Below are 14,465 nucleotides of genomic sequence, written 5' to 3' on the forward strand. Positions count from 1 at the left end.
CGCCCCGTCAGCGCCGCGCGAGATAGCATGAACCCATGCTCTGGCTATACCTGCTCGCCGTGGTGCTGCTCGGTCTCGTGGTGGCCGCGCTGCTGGGACGTTGGGAGGGAGCGGCCGTGCCGGGCGAGGAGTCGGATCTGGACGGCTCAGGCGTGGATGAGCTGCTGCGGCTCAGGGCCGGCGCGAGGATCACCGCGGATGACCTCCAGGAGGTGCGCCTGGACTCCGCCGTGCGCGGCTACCGGATGGACCAGGTGGACCGGCTGCTGGACGCGCTCGGAGAGCAGCTCCATGACCTCCAGCTTGAGCGCCCACCGATGCAGCACCTGGCTTCGACCAGTCAGACGGTGCCGGAGGCGGACACCTCTGTAGCGAGGCTGACAGCTGACGAGGACCCTGAGGGTCAGGCTCATGGCCCGGCTGACAAGGATCTAAGCGCCCCGCGACAGGACCATCCGAAGCGCGGAACTTCACGGGTGGAGTGACATTCCTCGCAGATGCGAGATAATGGAAGCAGTTCAGGTGCTGGAACTCTCAGGCATGGACACGCACGCTAGAGAACTTCGGAAGGGATGCACTCGATGGCTGCAATGAAACCGCGCACTGGCGACGGTCCGATGGAGGTCACTCAGGAGGGCCGCAGCCTGATCATGCGGGTGCCTATCGACGGAGGGGGCCGTCTGGTGTTGGAGATCAACAACGACGAAGCGCAGGCACTCAAGCAGTGCCTCATCAAAGCCGTCGGCGAGTAATGATCTTCGGTTCAGGCCGGTCGTGCACTGCACGACCGGCCTGAACTGTCTCAGCTGCGCTCGCCCAGTGGCTCAGCGCCGCGCCGCGACCAGCAGCCCGGTGCCGGCCCCGAGCATCGAGGTGCACAGGCGATCGTCTTCCAACAGACGGCGCTCCAGCTGCCGCATCTGCTGCGTGGACTCCTCGCGCACTGCAGGCCGCGGCAGGCGATCATGATCCAGCGCGTCGTTCATGATCAGCAGTCCCGAGGGGCGAAGGAGCCGAATGCCCTGTTCGGCGTACTCAGCGGCGTGCGTCGCCTCGGCGTCGACGAACACGAGGTCATAGCCCCCGGAGGTCAGACGGGCGAGCACCTGTTCCGCCCTGCCGGTGATCAGCCGGGTGCGTGCCGAAGCCAGACGCGCCTCACGGAAGGTCTCCTTCGCCGCCTGGATGTGGTCGGCCTCGTAGTCGATGCTGGTCAGAACGGCGTTCGCCTGGGCGCCGCGGAGCAGAGCCAGAGAGGAGACGCCGACGCCGGTGCCCACCTCGACCAGCGCCTGCGCTCTGCTGCTGGCGGCGAGCACGGTCAGCAGCGCGGCCACCCCTTGGCTGACCGGCTGGACTCCGAGGCTCTCGCCGCGACGACGCGCTTGAAGAAGCGCCGGCTCCTCCTCGGTGTGCTGCTCCGCGTAGGCCCAGCTTGAATGCTTGACCGAGTGCTGTGACTGCTGGGCTTTCATAGGACCTTCTCTGCGCGCGAATGAGAGGAACCGGGCGCCGGCATCGGCAGGCACGTCCGGCGCCGTGGAGCCCGCGGTGACGGGTCGGACCCCGAGTGACGTTGAATGTCCAAATTTTCAGCTTCTGCCCAGTTCTACACTTCATGATAGTCAGGATGACCAGGCTCGATCGTAGTACTCCGTCCGCTCGCGGAGGCGGCACCGGTGAGTCACACCGTGGCTGGCAGCGCGGAGCGGTCGCCCAGGAAGCCACCCGGCCGCGTGCCGGGTGGCTTGTGGCGCTGGCCCTGCTGGTGCTGGTGCTGCTCGGAGTTCTCATCTTCGTGACCGCCTGGGTGGTGGGAGGCAGGGCGCTTCCGCAGATCAATTCGGTGCAGTCTCTGCTGCCGCAAGGTTCACAGTCCAGCCAGCATGAGGCCGAGGGTCTCGCCCACGACGGCGTCGTGGAAGCGCCCGTCACCAGCACAGACCTGAACCTGATCCCGGTGGACGCCGCCGATGTGACGCTGCCCGGGGCGCCGGAGAGCACGCAGATCCAGCAGATCCCGCTGGAGAACCTCAACGAGCTCAAGAGCCTGGGCTGGTCCGTGCCGCATCTCTCCGGCTTCGGCCTGGCCACCGAGTACGCCGAGACCGGAGTGGTCGATGGCATACGCACCGTGCAGGTGCGGCTGACCGACGGCGAGCACCGCCTGGACATCTCCGAGACCCGCCCGGAAGATGCCGAGTTGGAGCTTGCGTCGCTGGAGTCCAAGCTCGGCGAGGTCGTGGACACCTCCGCCGCCGCCCGGGAGACCCTCACCCTGCGCACCGGCGATGACTGCGAGCTCTACGTGTCTGAGGACTCCGAGGAGTGGACCGCGGCGATGGAGAGCGCTCGGGTGCAGTACGTGGTCACCTCCGATCTGCCCACAGAGACTGCGGAGCAGATCTCGAACTGGGTGATGGCCACCGACCGCTCCCGCGTGCAGGTGCTGCCGATCGTTCCCTCCGGCTCCGAGCGGCTTGAACGCGGCTTCGAAGAGCTGCTGGACTGGCTCACCGACTGAGCCGACGCTGAGGGTAGGGTTGAGCTGTGCCTGGTATCAATGCCTACGAGTTCGTGATCCTGATCGTGCTCGCGCTCGTCATCCTCGGACCCGAGAGGCTTCCGCAGTATGCCCGGAATCTGGCCCGCTGGGCCCGCCAGGCGCGGGACCTCGCCGAGGACGCCAAGGGCCGTTTCAAGGATGAGACCGGCACCGACTTCGACGACGTGGACTGGAAGCGCTACGACCCCCGGCAGTACGATCCGCGGCGGATCATCCGTGACGCCCTGAGCAACGAATACGGAGACGACTTCCGGGAGACCCGTTCTGCGGTGACCGGGACGCTGGACTCGGCTCGCGCGGCGACGGACCCGCGCGAACTCTTCCGCAGCAAGAACGGCTCCACACCCGGTGCCCGCAGCGGCGCCGCCTCCAGCGGGGGCGTCTCGCCCGCCGCAGCGGCCGCCAGCGGCGCCATCGCGGCCGGGATGGCCGGAGCTGGCGCGCCGCGGGACCCCGCCGCGCCAGCCGCACCGGAGGTCGCCGCGAACGAGGATCATGCGGAGGCGCCCACCGCAGTCAAGGCCCCCTTCGACAGCGAGGCCACCTAGGCGCCCACCCCTCACCCCACGCGTTTTACCCCGCGATGCGTGGAATACCTCCCCGACGGTCACCCGGGTACATCACATACGCGCAGGTAAAACGCTGGGGCAGGGGAGCAGGGGTGGAGACTGGGATCAGGCGGGGCTGATCGGGAGCTTGCGCCCGCTGAAGCCGCGCGGCTGCACGGCCAGCCGGGCGGCGATCTCGCGCAGCGCGGATCCGGCCGGGGAGTCAGGGGCTGAGAGCACCACCGGCTCGCCGTCGTCGCCGGCCTCGCGCAGGTTCATGTCCAGCGGCACCGAGCCCAGCAGCGGCACCTCGGCCTGAAGGGACTCGCTGAGCCGGTCGGCCACCAGCTGGCCTCCGCCGGAGCCGAAGAGCTCGAAGCTGGAGCCATCGGGCAATGTCATCGGTCCCATGTTCTCGATCACCCCGGCCACGCGCTGCTTGGTCTGCGAGCTCAGCGCGCCGGCCCGCTCGGCCACGTTCGACGCGGCGGCCTGCGGGGTGGTGACCACCAGCAGCTCGGAGCCGGGCAGCAGCTGGGCCACTGAGATGGCGATGTCCCCGGTGCCCGGGGGCAGGTCCAGCAGCAGCACGTCCAGATCGCCGAAGTGCACGTCGGTGAGGAACTGCTCCACCGCCCGGTGCAGCATCGGACCGCGCCAGGCCACGGCCTGGTTGCCCTCGACGAACATTCCGATCGAGATGGTCTTCACCCCGTAGGCCACCGGCGGCAGGATCATCTCATCGAGCCGGGTGGGCTTATCGGTGATCCCCATCAGATCCGGGACGCTGAACCCATGGATGTCCGCGTCCACGATCCCGACCTTCAGCCCCTGCGCGGCCATCGCGCAGGCCAGGTTCACCGTGACCGAGGACTTGCCCACCCCGCCCTTGCCGGAGGCGACGGCGTAGACCCGGGTCAGGTTCTCCGGCTGCGCGAAGTGATTGACCTTCCCGGTCTCCCCGCCCCGGAGGTGGTCCTTCAGCTCGGCCCGCTCCTGGGGAGTCATCACGCCCAGCTGCACCGAAGCGGTGGTGACTCCCTCAGCGCGCACCGCGGCCGCGGTGACGTCTTCGACGATCCGGCTGCGCATCGGGCAGGCCTCGATGGTCAGCTTGACCCCCACCTGCGCGGCACCGGATTCGTCCACACTGATCTCACCGACCATGCCCAGCTGGGTGATCGGCAGGCGCAGCTCCGGATCGATGACCTCGTTCAGGCGCTGGCGGATGCGTTCGGTGATGGAAGGATCAGACACCGCCCCAGTCTACGAGCCAGCACGCTCTGTGACCTCGCCGGTCTCTTCAGGGCTCCGCCACAGGCATGCACCTGAGATGATGTGGACATGTCGATCAACGCTGGGACCAATGCAGGCGCAAAGAACACCTCGGGGCTGCCGCGCGGTGAGCTGCTCGGCCGGTACCGCTCCTATGAAGACGCCCAGAAGCTGGTGGATCACCTCACCGCGGCGGAGGACTTCGACGTCAAGGCGCTGAGCATCGTGGGCAACGACCTGCGCTCGGTGGAGCATATCCGCACCCGTCTGACCTACCCACGGGTGGCGCTCGGGGGTGCCGCGCAGGGCGCCATGTTCGGCGCCTTCATCGGGCTGATCCTCTACCTGTTCAGCCCCGAGGCCGCGATCTACAACCTGTTGTTCTCGGTGGTGCTGGGCATGGCGATCTGGATGATCATCGGGGTCTTAGGCTTCGCCATGCGCAAGGGGAAGCGGGAGTACGCCTCCTCCTCCCAGCTGGTGGCGACCACCTTCGACGTGGTCTGCGAGTTCTCGGCGGCGCACCGCGCCCGGCAGCTGGTGCCCGGCGCCGGTGTGATGAGCCTGAACGCCTATAACGATCCGACCACCCAGGCGTCGGCACGGCTCACGCCCGCCGCACCGGCCCGCACCGGTTCAACCCCCGCCAGTTCCGGCAGCGCCGCCTCAGCTGCCACGCAGCCGGTCGCCGCGCCGCCGCAGACCGGGTCGGGAGAGCAGCATCAGGGCAGCCAGACAGACGGAGGCCCAGCGCTCGTCCAGCCACCCGCAGCCGCACACACGCCGGGACAGGACGCTCAGGGGCCCGACGCCGAGGGCCAGGATGCCCAGGGGCAGGACGCACCTGAGAAGGAGACGACGACGGCGCCCGGCTCGGCTCCCGGCCAGCCCACGGCCGGGTACAACGACCTTCCTGACGGGCGCCCACGCTACGGGGTGCGCGTCCCCGCCGCAGAGACCCCCGCTGAGGGCGGCGCCCCCGAGGCCGCTGACGGAGGGCCGGAGCAGGACGCGGAGCGTCGCCCTGTCGATGATTCCAAGGACGCTGAGGACTCTTCGCACCGCTGAGGGCGGCGGCCAGAACCGGAGGGAACGTGTCTGCAGACACGAAGACGCCCCGCTCCTCCGATGCTCCGTGGAGCCCGGGCGAGCGGGGCGCTTCTGTGTATCTGCGCTTCAGTGCGGTCCTGGCTCAGTCATGAGCCGCGCCGCGCTGAAGTGGTTCAGACGGTCTTGCTGCCGCGGCGACCGGTGATGGCCTGCCAGATGAAGGCCACCAGCACGCCGCCACCGATGGCGAAGAGCCAGGTGGCAAGGTCGAAGAACGAGTCGTTGACGTTGATGCCGAAGACGGCGGAGGCGATGAAGCCGCCGACCAGTGCGCCGAGCACACCGGTGATCAGTGCGGCGATCCAGCCACCGGCCTGCTTACCGGGCAGGATGAGGCGGGCGATGGCGCCGGCGATGAGGCCCAGAACGAGCCAAGCGATGATTCCCATGAAAATTCCTCCTGTGATTCTTGAACCTGACAGGTTCGACTTATTCCAGCCTAACCCCTGAAACCCAGCAGTCATGAACGCTTAGTCGCTGACAGAGATCGGCTTGATCACAGTTCTATCACCGCCGTAGCACACTTCTTCTCGGCTTGAGACCAGGATCTTCAGGAATTCCAGATGCCCTGCATCCAAGCTTCAATCTCCTGCGCGGTGCGCGGAAGCGCTGCCGAGAGGTTCTCGGCGCCGTCCTGGGTGACCAGCACGTCGTCTTCGATTCGCACTCCGATCCCGCGGAACTCCGCAGGCACCGCGAGGTCTTCGTCCTTGAAGTAGAGACCGGGTTCGATGGTGAACACCATCCCGGGCTCCAGCACTCCGTCGAGGTAGAGCTCCCGCTTGGCCTGGGCACAGTCATGGACATCCAGTCCCAGGTGGTGACTGGTTCCATGCGGCATCCAGCGGCGGTGGTGCTGGCCGGTCTCGTCCAGGGCCTCCTCAAGGCTGACCGGCAGCAGTCCCCAGTCATCGAGGTGCTCGGCGAGGACCTTCACCGCAGCCGCGTGGATCTCGCGGAACCTGATCCCGGGGCGGACCACGGCGAAGGCGGCATCCGCCGCGGCGAGCACCGCGTCGTAGATCTTCTGCTGGACCGGGGAGAACTCCCCGCTGACCGGAAGCGTGCGGGTGATGTCTGCGGTGTAGAGCGAGTCCGCCTCCACTCCGGCGTCGAGCAGGAGCAGGTCCCCGCGTCGCACCGCGCCGTGATTGCGGATCCAGTGCAGCACCGTGGCGTTGTTGCCCGCAGCCGCGATGGTGTCATAGCCGAGGTCGTTGCCCTCCAGGCGGGCCCGGGCGAAGAACGTGCCCTCCACGATTCGCTCGCCGCGGGCGTGACCGGCTGCGCGCGGCAGAGCGGCGACGACGTCGTGGAACCCGGCGATCGTGGCGTCCACGGAGAGGCGCATCTGTGAGATCTCCCAGTCGTCCTTGATGAGTCGCAGCTCGGAGAGCGCCTCGGCGAGCTCGCCGTCGAAGGCGTCGGAGGTCTCCAGGTCCACCGTGGTGTTGATCCGCGAGGTGTCCACCAGGGCGTCCACGTCCAGGTCCACCTCCCGCAGCAGCCGGATCCGGGTGCCGCCGAACTCCACCGGCCCGGCGTTCTTGGTCACCGCCACCTCCAGGGCCCCGGCATCTGCGGTGCGCAGCCCGAGTCGCTGCGAGAACTCATCAAGACCCGGACGGGGGCCGATCCAGAACTCGCCGTGGCGGGCATCGGCGTAGAACTCCTGGGTGTCGCGTCCCGCCATCGGCTTGAAGTACAGCGTGACCTCATGTCCGGAACCGTGATCCCCGGTCCCTTCATCCACGGGTTCGAAGACCAGCACCGCGCCGGGCTCATGGTCCACCCCGAGCCCGGAGAGGTGGGCGAAGGCGGAATGCGGCCGGAACCGGTAATCGGTGTCATTCGAGCGCACCTTGTGCGGGCCGGCGGGGATCACCAGACGCTCTGCGGGGAACCGTGCTGAGACCGCGCCGCGCCGGGCGGCAGCATACTCGGCCACCTCGTCACGTTCATGCTGCACCGTCTCCGCTGGAGCCCAGCTGGAGGCCATGAACTCCTGGAACGCCTCCGAGGTGGGCCGCTGGGAACGGTTGTTCACCCGGTCCCCGAGATCCTGCCCCTGCTCGGGGGTGAAGCCCGCCGCGGAGGCGGGGGAGACGACGTCGAACTCTTCCTGCTTCTCTGAACTGGTCATGGGATCCAGTCTAGGCGGGGGCTCGACGTCGGAGCTGGGTCACGGCACCCGGGCCGGCCGGGGCTGGCCGGTAGGCTGAGGAGCATGAGCGTGGACCTGCACACCCATTCATATGTCTCCGACGGCACCGAATCTCCGGCGGCGCTGGTCGCCGCCGCGGCGGCCGCGGGACTGCAGGGACTGGCGCTCACCGATCACGACACCACCTCGGGCTGGGACGAGGCGATCGACGCCGCGAACCAGCACCGAATCGCCCTGCTGCCCGGGATGGAGATCACCACGCTGACCGAGAACGGGATCAGCGTCCACCTGCTCAGCTACCTCCACGACCCGCAGCACCCCGGCCTCTCCGAGGCCGTGGCTGCGGCCCGGGACGGTCGGCTGCACCGGGCGCGCCGGATCGCTGATCGGCTCTCCGTGGACTTCCCGCTGACCTGGGAGACCGTGGAGCAGCATGTCAGCGCCGGGGCCACCGTCGGGCGGCCGCACCTTGCCGACGCCCTGGTCGGCATCGGCGCGGTGGCAGACCGGCAGGAGGCCTTCGACCACCTGCTGCACGCCGCCTCTCCCTACTACGTGGGCCAGGACAACATGCACCCGGTCACGGCGATCCGGCTGGTGCGCGAAGCCGGGGGAGTCCCGGTCCTGGCCCACGGCATGGCCTCAGCGCGGGGCCGCACGGTCAGCGGCGAGCAGCTGGAGGAGATGGTCGCGGCCGGTCTGGCCGGCGTGGAGGTCTACCACCGGGACAATCCCGAATCGGGCCGGGAGGTGCTCCGCGGGCTCGCGTCCCGCCACGACCTGCTGATCACCGGATCCTCGGACTATCACGGCACCGGGAAGGACAACCGGCTCGGGGAGAACACCACCGACTGGGAGACCGTGGAGGCGCTGTGCGCCCTGGCCACCGGCACCGCGCCGATCCGGCCCTGAGTCCCAGAACCCACGACGGAGGCGGTCCCGGCGCGGCCCGCCATAGACTGTGCCCATGACTCAGACCATCAGCGACCCGGCAGGAGTCGTGCGGGCCAAGCGGCTGCCCCGGGAGAAGCGGCGCACCCAGCTGCTGGAGTGCGCGCTGCAGGTCTTTGTGGCCAAGGGGTATCACGGGGCGTCGATGGACGACATCGCCGAGATCGCCCAGGTCTCCAAGCCGGTGCTCTACCAGCACTTCCCGGGCAAGCACGAGCTCTTCCTCGGGCTGCTCGACACCCACCTCGGTGCCCTGGAGCATGAGCTCACCCAGGCGCTGGCGAGAAGCGAGGACAACAAGGACCGGGTGCAGGCCACCATGGGCGCCTTCTACGAGTTCATCTCGCGCAAGGACGAGGCCTACCGGCTGGTGTTCACCTCCGGGATGGACAACGACGACGAGGTCGAAGACCGGCTGGAACGCTTCCACGACGATATGGCCGGCGCGATCGCGGAGGTCATCGCCGATGACACCGGCCAGCCGATGGCCGAAGCGACGATGCTCGGCCACGGGCTGATCGGCATGGCGCTCTCCGCCGCCCGGCACTGGAGCCGACTCTCCGAACGCCCGGACCGGGAGGTCTCCGCCCAGCTGACCGCGCGTTTGGCTTGGCGCGGAATCTCGGGCTTCCCGAAGGAGCCTGAAAGCACGCAGAGCGCGCAGTAGGTAGACTTCAGGCAGGTAAACCCGCCCGCTTCTCCCGCACGCGCCCGCTCCCGGGCACATGTGGAACTCCTCGAAGTGGGCGCAGCCCACAGATTCAAGGAGTTGGCATGGAAGTACGTATCGGCATTCAGCACGTCTCCCGCGAGATCGTCATCGAGACCGACGCCAAGCCCGAAGAGATCGAGCAGGCCGTGGCCGCCGCCATCGAAGGCGCGCAGTCGCTGCTCAGCCTGGAGGACCGCCGCGGCAAGAAGATCGTGGTGCCGGTCGCCTCCATCGGCTATGTGGAGATCGGCTCCGACACCAAACAGACTGTGGGCTTCGCCGCCGCAGTCGCCTAATGAAAGAACCTATGACTGAACAGAGAACCGAGTCCTCGGCCGCCGAGACCGACACCACCATCGCGGCAGCCGACCCCGAGCTCGCCGAGGCCGTCCAGGCCTCCAGCCTCACCTTCGCAGACTTCAACGTCCGCCCCGAGATCGTCGAGGCGCTCGCCGCCAAGGGAATCACCACCCCCTTCCCGATCCAGGCTGAGACCCTGCCGATCGCGCTGGGCGGCTACGACATCATCGGTCAGGCCAAGACCGGCACCGGCAAGACCCTGGGCTTCGGCATCCCCGCCATCCAGCGCGTCACCAGCCCGGACGACGCCGGCTATGACGACCTTCCGGCCCCCGGGGCGCCCCAGGCGCTGATCGTGGCGCCGACCCGTGAGCTCGCCGTGCAGGTGGCCTCCGACATCAAGGTCGCCTCGGCGCGCCGCGGCATCCGGGTCGCCACCATCTACGGCGGTCGCGCCTACGAGCCGCAGATCGAAGAGCTGGACCGCGGCGTCGAGATCGTCGTGGGCACGCCCGGTCGCCTGATCGACCTGCACCGGCAGCGTCACCTGAAGCTGAAGAACGTCAACATCGTGGTCCTCGATGAGGCCGATGAGATGCTCGACCTCGGCTTCCTCCCCGACGTGGAGACCCTGCTCTCCGCCGTTCCGGAGATCGGACGGCAGACCATGCTGTTCTCCGCGACCATGCCCGGCCCGGTCGTGGCCATGGCGCGGCGCTACATGACCAAGCCCACCCACATCTCGGCCGCAGATCCGCTCGATGAGGGCATCACCAAGAAGGACATCCGGCAGCTGGTCTACCGGGCGCACCACCTGGACAAGGACGAGGTCATCGCCCGTCTGCTCCAGGCCGAGGGCCGTGGTCGCACCATCGTGTTCACCCGGACCAAGCGTCAGGCCGACCGGCTCTCCGCCGAGCTGCAGTCCCGCGGCTTCGCCGCCGGCGCGATCCACGGCGACCTCGGCCAGGGCGCCCGCGAACAGGCCCTGCGAGCCTTCCGCAACGAGAAGATCGACGTCCTGGTGGCCACCGACGTCGCCGCGCGCGGCATCGACGTCACCGACATCACCCACGTCATCAACCTCACCGCCCCCGAGGATGAGAAGGCTTATCTGCATCGGGTGGGTCGCACCGGACGCGCCGGGAAGACCGGCATCGCGGTGACCTTCGTGGACTGGGAGGACATGCCCAAGTGGAAGCTGATCGACAAGGCGCTCGGACTGGGCATCCCGGAGCCGATCGAGACCTACTCCTCCTCGCCGCATCTCTACGAGGACCTCGACATCCCCAAGGGCACCAAGGGGCGCCTGCCCCGGCATAAGCGCTCCAAGGCCGGTCTGGACGCCGAGGAGCTCGAAGACCTGGGCGGCCCGGAGAAGCGCCGGTCCAGCGGTGGACGCGGGGACCGCGACGGCGGCCGAGGTTCACGTGCCAAGGGTGGACGCGGCGGGCGCGATTCTGAGAACGGCGGACGCGGTGAGCGAGAGTCCGGTCAGGGTTCTCGCTCAGCGGCACCACGCAGCCGGAACCGTCGCCGCACCCGCAGCGGTGAGGACAGCGCCTCCGCCTCCCAGCAGCAGGGCCAGTCGGCTCCCGCCGAGGCATCCTCGGCGAGCTCTGATTCGCCCACGCAGCCCAGGCGGCGGCGTCGTCGTCGCGGCGGCTCCGGCTCGGGCGGCGAGAACGCCTCCAGCGAGAGCTGAACGGCACCGATGTGAGTGCCGGTCAGGGCGCTGCGGCGCGCGGCGGCGGCTTCGACCCCGGCGGTGCCTCGCAGGTGCTCGAGGGGGAGAACCTCGAGCTGCTGCCGCAGCTGCCCGACGGTGCCTTCACGGTGATCTACCTGGACCCGCCCTTCAACACGGGGCGGGCCCAGCGGGCCACCAAGACCACCAACACCCGGCGTCCCGACGGTGAGGGCAACCGGGTGGGCTTCGCCGGACGCAGCTATGACACGGTCCGCCGCGCGCTGGCTGAATACGACGACTCCTTCACCGACTACTGGGAGTTCCTCGAGCCCCGGCTGCTCCACGCCTGGCGCCTGCTCGCCGAAGAGGGCACGCTCTACCTGCACCTGGACTACCGCGAGGTGCACTACGCGAAGGTGCTCTGCGACGCGATCTTCGGGCGGGAGTGCTTCCTCAACGAGATCATCTGGGCCTATGACTACGGCGGGCGCACCAAGAAGCGCTGGCCCACCAAGCACGACACCATCCTGGTCTATGTGAAGAACCCGTCGCGGTACATCTTCAACGCCGAGGCCGTGGACCGGGAGCCCTATATGGCGCCCGGGCTGGTCACCGCGGAGAAGGTCGCACGCGGCAAGCTGCCCACCGACGTCTGGTGGCACACCATCGTCTCGCCCACCGGGCGGGAGAAGACCGGGTACCCCACGCAGAAACCTGTGGGACTTGTCCGCCGGATGGTCCAGGCCTCCTCGAACCCGGGGGACTGGGTGCTCGACTTCTTCGCCGGCTCCGGGACCCTGGGGGCGGTGGCCGCGGAGACCGGACGGCGCTTCATCTGCATCGATTCCTCGCCACAGGCGCTGGATGTGATGGAGAATCGTCTGGGCGAGCATGCGCAGGTCCACCGACAGGCACTGATGGAGGCGTCATGATCGAATTTCGACAGGTCACCAAGACCTACCCGGACGGGACCGCCGCGGTGAAGGACTTCAGCCTCACCGTGCCCTCGCACACCACCACCGTGCTGCTGGGCTCCTCCGGCTGCGGGAAGACCACCCTGCTGCGCATGGTCAACCGGATGGTCGAGCCGAGCTCCGGCGCCGTGCTGATCGACGAGGAAGACGTCGCCGACGCCGCCCCGGTCGCCCTGCGCCGCCGCATCGGCTACGTGATGCAGCACTCCGGGCTGCTCCCGCACCGCCGGGTGATCGACAACATCGCCACTGTGCCGCGGCTCAACGGTGCCTCCCGCGCCGACGCCCGGGCCCGCGGCTACGAGCTGATGGAGATCGTCGGCCTCGACGCCTCCCTGGGCGTGCGCTACCCCGGTCAGCTCTCCGGTGGTCAGCAGCAGCGCGTGGGTGTGGCCCGCGGGCTGGCCGCGGACCCCAACATCCTGCTCATGGACGAGCCCTTCGGGGCGGTGGACCCGCTGGTGCGCGTGGAGCTGCAGCGCGAGCTCTCCCGGGTCCAGTCGGAGCTGAAGAAGACCATCATCTTCGTCACCCACGACATCGACGAGGCGCTGACCCTCGGGGACCAGATCGTGGTGCTCAAGGCCGGCGGCGAAGTGGCAGCCGCGGGAACCCCCGCAGAGCTGGTGGCGAACCAGCAGGATGAGTTCGTCTCTCGCTTCCTGGGACTGGACTCGGGCCGACGCTCGCTGAACGCGGCCACCGCCGAGGACGGCGGCTGGCTGATCTCCGACGCCCAGGGCCGGCCGCTGGGCGTGGTGGACCCCCAGCCGGTGCAACGCCCATGACCTGGATCTTGGACAACCTCCCGCGGATCGGGGAACTCACCCTGGCGCACCTGGCGCTGAGCCTTCCGGCGGTGATCATCGCCTTCGTGCTCTCCATCCCGCTGGCCTGGGGTGCCAACCGGGTCCGGGTGCTGCGCGAACCGGTGCTCACCGGCACCGGGCTGCTCTACGCCATTCCCTCGCTTCCGCTGTTCATCCTGCTTCCCGCGCTGATCGGCACCTCGGTGCGGGACCCGCTGAACGTGGTGATCGCGCTCTCGATCTTCGGGCTGGCGCTGATGGTGCGCTCCGCTGCTGAGGCGCTGGACGCGGTCACCGGTGACATCCGCACCTCGGCCACCGCGATCGGCTTCTCCGGAATCGGACGGTTCTTCACCGTGGAGCTGCCGCTCGCCGGACCCGCCCTGCTCGCCGGTGTGCGGGTGGTCTGCGTGAGCTCGATCAGCCTGGTCTCGGTCAGCGCCGTGCTCGGGGTCAGCTCGCTGGGCTCGCTGTTCACCGACGGGTTCGCGCGCAACATCGTGGGCTCGATCCTGGCCGGGATCCTGATGACCGTGGTGCTGGCGCTGATCTGCGACCTGCTGCTGGTCCTCGCCGGGAGGCTGCTCATGCCCTGGCAGCAGGGCCGCCGCCGTCGTCCGCTGCTGGCACGGGCGCGGGAGGTCTCCGCATGAGCAACATCCTCGAAGCCCTGGAGTGGCTGCTCACCGCAGAGGCCTGGGCCGGGCCTGGCGGGCTCTGGGCACGCTCCCTGGAACACCTGGCATACACCCTGCTGGCTCTGGGGATCTCGGCTGCGGTCGCGCTTCCGCTGGGCCTGGCGATCGGTCACACCCGCAAGGGACGCGGCATCGCGATCGTGGCCACCGGCGCCGCCCGCGCGCTGCCCACGCTGGGTCTGCTCACCCTGGTGGCGCTGTTCACCGGCATCGGGCTGACCGCTCCGATGGTCGCGCTGGTGGTGCTGGCCGCGCCCTCGGTGCTCGCCGGCGCCTATGCCGGGGTGGAGTCGGTGAACCAGGCCACCGTGGATGCCGCACGTGCCCAGGGCATGAGCGGCTGGCAGGTGCTGACCCAGGTGGAGATTCCGCTGGGGCTCCCGCTGATCCTCAGCGGACTCCGGCTCGCGGCGCTGCAGGTCATCGCCACCGCCACGCTCGCCGCCTATGTCGGCGCCGGGGGGCTGGGCCGCCAACTCTTCCTGGGGCTGCAGACCTATGACTACTCCGTGATGCTCGGGGCCTCCATCGTGGTGATCCTGCTGGCGATCCTGGTCGACGGCGCCTTCGGACTGGGGCAGCGGCTGCTGCGCAGGGTCCCGGGACTGGCCGGCACGGCGCCCGCGAATGTGACTGCCCGCTGATCACACACTGCGCGTGAGCTGGAG

General features: G+C 68.8%; 17 protein-coding genes. 13 read left to right on the top strand and 4 right to left on the bottom strand.

All coding sequences use genetic code 11. The features are described 5' to 3' along the window. The first annotated feature begins 35 nt into the window (after positions 1-35). Both HNR11_RS07445 and HNR11_RS07450 read left to right on the top strand, forming a co-directional pair. Positions 36-485, top strand: a complete 450-nt coding sequence (locus tag HNR11_RS07445) for a DivIVA domain-containing protein (protein ID WP_179441772.1) — start codon at positions 36-38, stop codon at positions 483-485. A 96-nt stretch (positions 486-581) separates the two neighbouring features. Further along, on the top strand, positions 582-752 hold the full coding sequence (locus HNR11_RS07450; RefSeq protein WP_083504863.1) for a DUF3117 domain-containing protein: 171 nt from the start codon (positions 582-584) through the stop codon (positions 750-752). Positions 753-824: 72 nt separating this feature from the next. Here HNR11_RS07450 and HNR11_RS07455 read toward each other — a convergent pair whose 3' ends face one another. Next, on the bottom strand, positions 825-1,475 hold the full coding sequence (locus HNR11_RS07455; RefSeq protein ID WP_179441773.1) for an O-methyltransferase: 651 nt from the start codon (positions 1,473-1,475) through the stop codon (positions 825-827). Positions 1,476-1,630: 155 nt separating this feature from the next. Between HNR11_RS07455 and HNR11_RS07460 the strand changes: the two genes are divergently transcribed. Both HNR11_RS07460 and HNR11_RS07465 read left to right on the top strand, forming a co-directional pair. After that, entirely contained in the window at positions 1,631-2,524 is an 894-nt protein-coding gene (locus tag HNR11_RS07460; RefSeq protein ID WP_179441774.1) for a hypothetical protein, read from the top strand. A gap of 26 nt (positions 2,525-2,550) precedes the next feature. Then, positions 2,551-3,114 (top strand): twin-arginine translocase TatA/TatE family subunit, encoded by a 564-nt coding sequence (locus tag HNR11_RS07465; protein WP_179441775.1) that lies wholly within the window; start codon positions 2,551-2,553, stop codon positions 3,112-3,114. A gap of 126 nt (positions 3,115-3,240) precedes the next feature. On the opposite strand, the gene HNR11_RS07470 is transcribed toward HNR11_RS07465, so the two are convergent. After that, positions 3,241-4,371 (bottom strand): P-loop NTPase, encoded by a 1,131-nt coding sequence (locus tag HNR11_RS07470; RefSeq protein ID WP_179441776.1) that lies wholly within the window; start codon positions 4,369-4,371, stop codon positions 3,241-3,243. Positions 4,372-4,458: 87 nt separating this feature from the next. Between HNR11_RS07470 and HNR11_RS07475 the strand changes: the two genes are divergently transcribed. Further along, positions 4,459-5,457, top strand: coding sequence for a YflT domain-containing protein (locus HNR11_RS07475; RefSeq protein WP_179441777.1), 999 nt, complete (start codon positions 4,459-4,461; stop codon positions 5,455-5,457). 155 nt (positions 5,458-5,612) lie between these two features. Here HNR11_RS07475 and HNR11_RS07480 read toward each other — a convergent pair whose 3' ends face one another. Both HNR11_RS07480 and HNR11_RS07485 read right to left on the bottom strand, forming a co-directional pair. Further along, the gene (locus tag HNR11_RS07480) at positions 5,613-5,888 is read right to left on the bottom strand and encodes a GlsB/YeaQ/YmgE family stress response membrane protein (RefSeq protein ID WP_179441778.1); all 276 of its coding nucleotides are present in this window, start codon (positions 5,886-5,888) and stop codon (positions 5,613-5,615) included. A 161-nt stretch (positions 5,889-6,049) separates the two neighbouring features. Beyond that, positions 6,050-7,642, bottom strand: coding sequence for an aminopeptidase P family protein (locus HNR11_RS07485; RefSeq protein WP_179441779.1), 1,593 nt, complete (start codon positions 7,640-7,642; stop codon positions 6,050-6,052). Positions 7,643-7,726: 84 nt separating this feature from the next. On the opposite strand from HNR11_RS07485, the gene HNR11_RS07490 reads away from it, so the two are divergent. From HNR11_RS07490 to HNR11_RS07525, 8 genes are all read left to right on the top strand, one after another. Continuing rightward, positions 7,727-8,575, top strand: coding sequence for a PHP domain-containing protein (locus tag HNR11_RS07490; protein ID WP_179441780.1), 849 nt, complete (start codon positions 7,727-7,729; stop codon positions 8,573-8,575). Positions 8,576-8,630: 55 nt separating this feature from the next. Beyond that, positions 8,631-9,281, top strand: coding sequence for a TetR/AcrR family transcriptional regulator (locus HNR11_RS07495; RefSeq protein ID WP_179441781.1), 651 nt, complete (start codon positions 8,631-8,633; stop codon positions 9,279-9,281). Positions 9,282-9,388: 107 nt separating this feature from the next. Then, positions 9,389-9,622, top strand: a complete 234-nt coding sequence (locus HNR11_RS07500; protein ID WP_058888384.1) for a DUF3107 domain-containing protein — start codon at positions 9,389-9,391, stop codon at positions 9,620-9,622. Positions 9,623-9,633: 11 nt separating this feature from the next. Continuing rightward, positions 9,634-11,331, top strand: coding sequence for a DEAD/DEAH box helicase (locus tag HNR11_RS07505; protein WP_179441782.1), 1,698 nt, complete (start codon positions 9,634-9,636; stop codon positions 11,329-11,331). A gap of 11 nt (positions 11,332-11,342) precedes the next feature. Further along, complete coding sequence (locus tag HNR11_RS07510; RefSeq protein ID WP_179441783.1) at positions 11,343-12,248, top strand: DNA-methyltransferase; 906 nt, start codon at positions 11,343-11,345, stop codon at positions 12,246-12,248. After that, positions 12,245-13,078, top strand: coding sequence for an ABC transporter ATP-binding protein (locus HNR11_RS07515; RefSeq protein WP_179441784.1), 834 nt, complete (start codon positions 12,245-12,247; stop codon positions 13,076-13,078). The genes HNR11_RS07510 and HNR11_RS07515 overlap by 4 nt, the downstream gene beginning before the upstream one ends. Further along, entirely contained in the window at positions 13,075-13,752 is a 678-nt protein-coding gene (locus tag HNR11_RS07520) for an ABC transporter permease (protein ID WP_179441785.1), read from the top strand. The genes HNR11_RS07515 and HNR11_RS07520 overlap by 4 nt, the downstream gene beginning before the upstream one ends. Further along, positions 13,749-14,441 (top strand): ABC transporter permease, encoded by a 693-nt coding sequence (locus HNR11_RS07525; RefSeq protein WP_179441786.1) that lies wholly within the window; start codon positions 13,749-13,751, stop codon positions 14,439-14,441. The genes HNR11_RS07520 and HNR11_RS07525 overlap by 4 nt, the downstream gene beginning before the upstream one ends. The last annotated feature ends 24 nt before the right edge of the window (positions 14,442-14,465 follow it).

It is taken from the genome of Nesterenkonia sandarakina (assembly GCF_013410215.1).
Lineage (GTDB): Bacteria > Actinomycetota > Actinomycetes > Actinomycetales > Micrococcaceae > Nesterenkonia > Nesterenkonia sandarakina.

Bases quoted from the DNA above. Each gene is read 5' to 3' on its own strand.
- HNR11_RS07500 (WP_058888384.1), top strand. From the start codon at position 9,389: ATGGAAGTACGTATCGGCATTCAGCACGTCTCCCGCGAGATCGTCATC.
- HNR11_RS07485 (WP_179441779.1), bottom strand. From the start codon at position 7,642: ATGACCAGTTCAGAGAAGCAGGAAGAGTTCGACGTCGTCTCCCCCGCC.
- HNR11_RS07515 (WP_179441784.1), top strand. From the start codon at position 12,245: ATGATCGAATTTCGACAGGTCACCAAGACCTACCCGGACGGGACCGCC.
- HNR11_RS07480 (WP_179441778.1), bottom strand. From the start codon at position 5,888: ATGGGAATCATCGCTTGGCTCGTTCTGGGCCTCATCGCCGGCGCCATC.
- HNR11_RS07445 (WP_179441772.1), top strand. From the start codon at position 36: ATGCTCTGGCTATACCTGCTCGCCGTGGTGCTGCTCGGTCTCGTGGTG.
- HNR11_RS07505 (WP_179441782.1), top strand. From the start codon at position 9,634: ATGACTGAACAGAGAACCGAGTCCTCGGCCGCCGAGACCGACACCACC.
- HNR11_RS07495 (WP_179441781.1), top strand. From the start codon at position 8,631: ATGACTCAGACCATCAGCGACCCGGCAGGAGTCGTGCGGGCCAAGCGG.
- HNR11_RS07525 (WP_179441786.1), top strand. From the start codon at position 13,749: ATGAGCAACATCCTCGAAGCCCTGGAGTGGCTGCTCACCGCAGAGGCC.
- HNR11_RS07450 (WP_083504863.1), top strand. From the start codon at position 582: ATGGCTGCAATGAAACCGCGCACTGGCGACGGTCCGATGGAGGTCACT.
- HNR11_RS07475 (WP_179441777.1), top strand. From the start codon at position 4,459: ATGTCGATCAACGCTGGGACCAATGCAGGCGCAAAGAACACCTCGGGG.
- HNR11_RS07460 (WP_179441774.1), top strand. From the start codon at position 1,631: ATGACCAGGCTCGATCGTAGTACTCCGTCCGCTCGCGGAGGCGGCACC.
- HNR11_RS07520 (WP_179441785.1), top strand. From the start codon at position 13,075: ATGACCTGGATCTTGGACAACCTCCCGCGGATCGGGGAACTCACCCTG.
- HNR11_RS07490 (WP_179441780.1), top strand. From the start codon at position 7,727: ATGAGCGTGGACCTGCACACCCATTCATATGTCTCCGACGGCACCGAA.
- HNR11_RS07455 (WP_179441773.1), bottom strand. From the start codon at position 1,475: ATGAAAGCCCAGCAGTCACAGCACTCGGTCAAGCATTCAAGCTGGGCC.